Source organism: Paenibacillus sp. AR247 (assembly GCF_002968895.1).
Classification (GTDB): domain Bacteria; phylum Bacillota; class Bacilli; order Paenibacillales; family Paenibacillaceae; genus Paenibacillus_AQ; species Paenibacillus_AQ favisporus.
In genome coordinates, this window is sequence record NZ_PCZT01000024.1 from 250259 (window position 1) to 255732 (window position 5474).

The following is a 5474-nucleotide window of genomic DNA, read 5'->3' on the forward strand; positions in this document are numbered from 1 at the left end:
ACCCGGAATGCCGCCAGTGTATGCAGTGGGATGCTGCCAAGCAGGACCAGGACCTGCTGGCGTTCTATAAGGACCTGATCGCTTTGCGCCATCAGTATGGCGCGCTCCGCACCGGAAGACTGACGTTCCTGTCCGCAGAGGAAGGAAGCACGCAGCTGGCTTACTCCCGCGAGGACGAGAACGACAAGATCGTCATTCTCATGAACAATTCGGCCCAAGAGGACACCCTCTCGGTCGAGGTGGAGGAATCAAGCTGGACGGATATCCGCACAGGCCAAGCCGCTGCTGCCCGCCAAGGCAAGCTTGAAGTGAAGCTGCCGGCATACGGCTGCGCCATGCTGAAAGCGGACAAATAAAAAATAAGGGACCCCAGGTACGAAGCCTGGGTCCCTTATTTTTTACAATTATGCTTAACTTTAGACAAAGTTTCGCGTATCGTTGTTTCGGCCGAACTTATAGGTCGCGATCAGGAAAAACNCCACCGCGAAGGCGAGCAGGATCGACAGGTTAAACCATACGCCGGCGAAGCCGGCGCCGGACTGCAGCTTCTCGATCGACTGCAGCACCCAGTTCTGCGGCAGGAAATCGGACACACGGCGGATCGCATCCGGCATGATGCTGATCGGGAAGAAGCAGCCGGAGAGCAGGCAGGTCGGCGTCACGACCAGGTTCGAAAGCGCGCCGGCCATGGCGGTACTCTTTGAGAAGGCCACGATCACCAGGGAAACGCTCACCGATACCAAAGAGAACAGCAGCAGGATGCCGAACATCTGCGCCACTGGCATGCCCGGATCGATCCGGAACACGACGCGCATGAAGAAGAGGACGATCACGATCTGCGCCAGCATGACGATCAGATTCATCAAGATGTTGGCCAGTACGTACGTCCTGGCGTTAATCGGTGAAGACAGCACCCGGAAGTACGTGCGGTTCTCCCGGTTTTTAAGAATGAGCTCCGACAAGCTCACTGCCGAGGTCATCATAAACATCAGCAGAAAGCCGATGGACTGGTAGGACATCTCCTTCGTGGTCGACGTGTCATTGACAGACTCGGAGGTGACCTTGAAGTCCGCCGAACGGTAGCGGTCATACAGCTTCTGGAACTTCGCGTCGTTCCCGGCCGAAATTCTGCCCATGGCCGCCACGTTGTCGATATACCCGTAGAGCATGGATTTCATATAGGCCGTCACCTGGGCGCCCTTCACCGACTGAATCGCAATATGGTCCGGGCTGCCGCTCCGAACGCTCTCCGAATAGCCGGAGTCGATAATCAGCCCGCTGTCAAGATCGCTTGCGGCGAGCTGATCCTGCAGCTCCTGCTGCGTCACGTTCACGACCTTGACATGGTCCAGCCCTTGAACAAACCGAACCGTGTCGGCCGCAATGGTTTGCCCGTCATCCCCGTTGACCACGCCCACCCGCAGCTCCGTTGTTCCCTGCGATCCATAGAGCAGCAGGGATGCCAGAATGCCGGCGATCGGCAGCCCGAAGTACAGAATTATCGTGCTGCGTTTGCGGAATGTGGCCCGGAGCGTCCGGGTCACCAAAAACCAGATATCCTTCCACATGTTACAATCCCTCCCTGCGTCTCATGGCGGCGATGGATGCCCCCAGAAACAATATGGCGAAGCCGAGATAAAGTCCGACCGCCGGCCAGGCGGCGGATACGTCGTTTCCGTAAATCACCTGGGTCAATCCATGATTTCCCCAGCGGATCGGGGACAAATTCACGAGAAATCCCATGATACCTCCCCCAGAATCGTCCCCGATCGGGAAGTACGCTCCCCCAAAGAAGGACATCAGCTGAACGATCAGAGAGATAATGCCCCGCGACGCGCTGCCTTTGAGCAGATAACTGAAGGCAAGGCCCAGGCTCAGTGCCATGATCACTTCCGAGAAAAGCACGATCAGCACGATGCCTATATGCTCCCCCCAATACGCCTTGAAAACGTACTTGCTGAAGACGAAAATCACGATCACGCACAGAAAACTGGTTGCGATGCCGCCCAGCACCTTGCCGGCAAATATCTCGCTTTTGCGTACCGGCGCCGTCACCAGCCGCACCGCCGTTCCGCGCAAGATTTCCCTTTGGATCAGCCCTCCGGCCGGCATGGCCGCCCACATACCGACCATTACCGTCAGGGCCAGCGCGTAGTAATCAATGGACCCCGGCGTCCGGTCCGCGTTGATCGATAGTTCCTTGATGTAATCCGATCCGGCTCCGCCCGCAAACACCGCCTGAACCTGTGCAGGCTCGGTCTGCGCAACCGCCGCAGCGGCATTGTACTTATCGGCAAAGGACGTCAGCATCCCCTGCACAATATTGCTCTCAATCGTACTGCGGCTGCTGCCGTAGAGGGAAATCCCCTGCCCGCTCAGCTCCACATAATCCACGTAGCGGTTGTTCTCCACTTCGGTCCGGCCGTTCTTCCCTACCGGGAGCGAATCGAACGTGATCCCCGATTTTCCGGCCTCCTTGGTAAAGGCAGCAAACGCTTCGGACAGCGGTCCTCCTCCGGTGGTGTCCTTCACGACCACCTTCAGGTCACCGACGCTCAAGTCGCCGCTGAATGCGTTCGTCAGGGCAAGGCCTAGAATCAGCATTAGAATGATCGGAAAGCCAAGCATAAAAATCAGTGTGCGCCGATCCCGAAAATCCTGTTTGATTTCTTTAAATGCAATCGATAAAATATTCACCTCATGAACCTCCTCCCCGCTTAAGCGATTAATCCCGTAAATTTCTTCCGGTCAAGGTCAGAAACACCGTCTCCAGATTGGGCTCCTGTTCTTCCACCGAGCGGATTTCCATGCCGTCATCCATGAGCTGCTTCAGAATCCGGTTCAGGTTGTCGACCGCCGCGTCGCTGTGAATCCGGATCATGTTCTCTTCCTGCAGCACCGTCCGCACGCCCGGAATCGCTTTGAGCGCCCCTGCCGCCGCAGGCTGCGCCGATTTCACTTCGATGCGGATGTCTTTCACGTCGGTAATCGTTGACTTCAGCTGCTCCTTCGTGCCCTCGGCGATGATTTTGCCATGATCCACAATGGCGATCCGCGAGCAGATTTCCTCGACTTCTTCCATATAGTGACTCGTATAAATAATCGTGCAGCCCGATTCATTCAAATTCCGCACCGAGGGCCTTGTCGCTGAGGCCGACAAATTCGAGCGCTTCCTCTGTCCGTTCTTTGAGCTGGGTGCCGCGCAGACCGTACAATCCGGCAAAGAAGCTCACGTTTTCATAGGCCGTCATATCTTCATAGATCGCCAGATCCTGCGGCACGATGCCCAGGTTCAGCTTGGCGAACCGGCTCTGCTTCGTGATGTCCCGGTCCAAAATCCGGATTTCCCCGCTGCTCGGGCGCAGCAGTGAGGATACCATATTGATCGTTGTGCTTTTGCCGGCGCCGTTGGCCCCGAGAAAGCCGAAGATTTCCCCTTCCCTTACCGTCAGCGACATATTGTCCACGGCGACGAATTCACCGAATTTTTGGTCAGCCCCCGAATATCAAGCACGTTCATTTCATCCCACTCCGTTTCGTTGTCCTTTTAACAGATCGACAGGGCGGCATCCATCTCGCCTGCTCCATCTGTCTTGATGCTCTTATCTTAATAAAAAAGGATGACCTTATGTCAGTGCATAAGTTCATCCTTGATCCATGAGAAAATTCATGTCTTTGCCGTGGGGGCATGACCTGTCATATGAAATTTATCATTCCCTGCCGTACGGAATCAGCGTGGTGACCGTGAAGCCCTGGGAGCCGTCGGCGATGACCGTGCCGTTCACGGATGCCGTCCGCTCTTCCATGCCGATCAGGCCCAGGCCTTTAACGATCTTGGAGGAGCCCTGGCCGTTATCGGAGACGAGCGCTTTGATGAAGCGGTTCAGCACGCGGATTTCCACATGCACCGACGTAGCCCCGGAATACTTGGCGCTGTTGGTCAGCGCCTCGGTCACATTTTCATAGATGATCTTCCATTGGAGAGGGGTGATGATTTCCATGTTCCCGTCATGAACGACAGAGGTCATCATCCCCGTTTTGCCGCTAAAGGCTTCAACCGCCGTTTTCAGGCGGCTTAGTCCGAGCTGTTCCACAGGGGGTTTGTTGTTCTTCAGCGTGAGGCGGATTTCCTCGATGGCTTCCTTCGAGATGCCGATGGCGTTCTGGAGGAGATTCTCCGCGGTATGGGGGTCGCTGTGCAGCAGCCGCTTGGCGGCCTCCATCTGGATCAAGGCCCCGGTCATGGCATGCCCGATCCCGTCATGAATCTGCTGGGTAAGCCGGCTACGTTCCTCCAGCTTGACCATATATTCCGAGGCCCTGGCGAAGTCCCTGTTTTCGTCAAGCTCCGGGCCAGCCGGTGCATATCCTTACGTATCAGCTCGTTTTCGTCTTCCTGGCGACGGCCGGACCAGCACATAATTGAAATAGCTCAACGCGGCCACGAACATATACAGAACCATCATCGAATCCCGCAGGAAGATCAGCGGAATGAGGATGACGAGGAGCACGACCCCGTTCTTCCGGGGATAAAACGTGGCCAGCTCATAACATCCGAAGGGCAGCAGCAGCGTGAAAAAGGGATGATACATCGCACAGCCGATCAAAAACAGCTCGATCAGCACGATGGCTCCCTGCTTCAGCCGGCTGCCCTTCACGATATGCAGCACCAGATTCAGTGCAGAGTAAATGAGAAACAGCAGCACGATCCACGGGTCCGGTTGGGCTGCCGTAAAATAGGTGGCGATCACGACAAAGAGCAGCAGTATCGTTTTGTTGCCGACAGTCCACAGTTCCATACAATCCGCCGCCTACCGGACCTTGCCGGTCAAATAATAGATGGCGATCTGGGTGCGGTGCGACAGCGCCGTTTTGTTCAGGATCGATGTAATATAGTTGGCCGTCGTCCCTTCCGAAATAAACAGCTCCTTGGAAATTTCCTTGTTGGACAGCCCCTGGGCGATCAGGGACATCACCTCCAGCTCGCGCTCGGTGAATACGCTGCGGTCAAACGGGTAATCGGTAGACGAGGCTCCCTTAACCTGCGCCGCTGATGTGCCCGATGCCCCCGCTGTTCCCCGACCAGATGTACTCCCCGTGCTCGCAGACGCTCCTTTCCCGCCAGCCTCCTGCATACCCGCTTGCTGGGCTCCACCATGTTCCAGATGGGCACTGCTTTCCGTCCTTTTCCCCTGGCCCGCAGGCAGTCCGTCCATCACTGACTTCAGCTTATCCAGCACCACGTCCTGCAGCACGTTATTGCCGCTGTGCACGCTCTTGATCGCATCCCGGATGCGCTCGGGGTCATTGTTCTTCAGCAGATACCCTTTGGCGCCGTAACGGATCGCATCGAGTATGTATTCGTCGTCATCAAAGGTCGTCAGGATCAGCGGCTTGGTTCCGGTCTCTTCGGTCAATATTTTGGTCGCTTCCACCCCGTTCATATTCGGCATCCGCACGTCCAGAAGCGCCAC

The 5474-nt window shown here is 56.2% G+C and carries 6 protein-coding genes and 1 pseudogene; 1 reads left to right on the forward strand and 6 read right to left on the reverse strand.

Annotation, left to right across the window (positions count from 1 at the left end; translation table 11 throughout):
- Nucleotides 1–356 (forward strand): alpha-glucosidase C-terminal domain-containing protein (locus CPT76_RS40920; RefSeq protein ID WP_258169016.1); only part of this gene is annotated, 356 nt, incomplete at its 5' end.
- 60 nt (nt 357–416) lie between these two features.
- On the opposite strand, the gene CPT76_RS32035 is transcribed toward CPT76_RS40920, so the two are convergent.
- From CPT76_RS32035 to CPT76_RS32060, 6 genes and pseudogenes are all read right to left on the reverse strand, one after another.
- Entirely contained in the window at nt 417–1568 is a 1152-nt protein-coding gene (locus tag CPT76_RS32035) for an ABC transporter permease (RefSeq protein WP_105445761.1), read from the reverse strand.
- A 1-nt stretch (nt 1569) separates the two neighbouring features.
- Nucleotides 1570–2697: an ABC transporter permease gene (locus CPT76_RS32040; RefSeq protein WP_105445762.1), complete on the reverse strand. Its 1128-nt coding sequence runs from the start codon at nt 2695–2697 to the stop codon at nt 1570–1572.
- A 28-nt stretch (nt 2698–2725) separates the two neighbouring features.
- Nucleotides 2726–3520: pseudogene (locus tag CPT76_RS32045) on the reverse strand (ABC transporter ATP-binding protein).
- Nucleotides 3521–3710: 190 nt separating this feature from the next.
- Nucleotides 3711–4307 (reverse strand): sensor histidine kinase, encoded by a 597-nt coding sequence (locus tag CPT76_RS32050; protein WP_105445763.1) that lies wholly within the window; start codon nt 4305–4307, stop codon nt 3711–3713.
- Nucleotides 4308–4370: 63 nt separating this feature from the next.
- A complete protein-coding gene (locus CPT76_RS32055; RefSeq protein ID WP_105445764.1) occupies nt 4371–4799 on the reverse strand; it encodes a hypothetical protein in 429 nt (142 codons plus the stop codon).
- 12 nt (nt 4800–4811) lie between these two features.
- Nucleotides 4812–5474: response regulator transcription factor (locus tag CPT76_RS32060; protein WP_258169017.1), on the reverse strand; the 663-nt coding region annotated here is incomplete at its 5' end.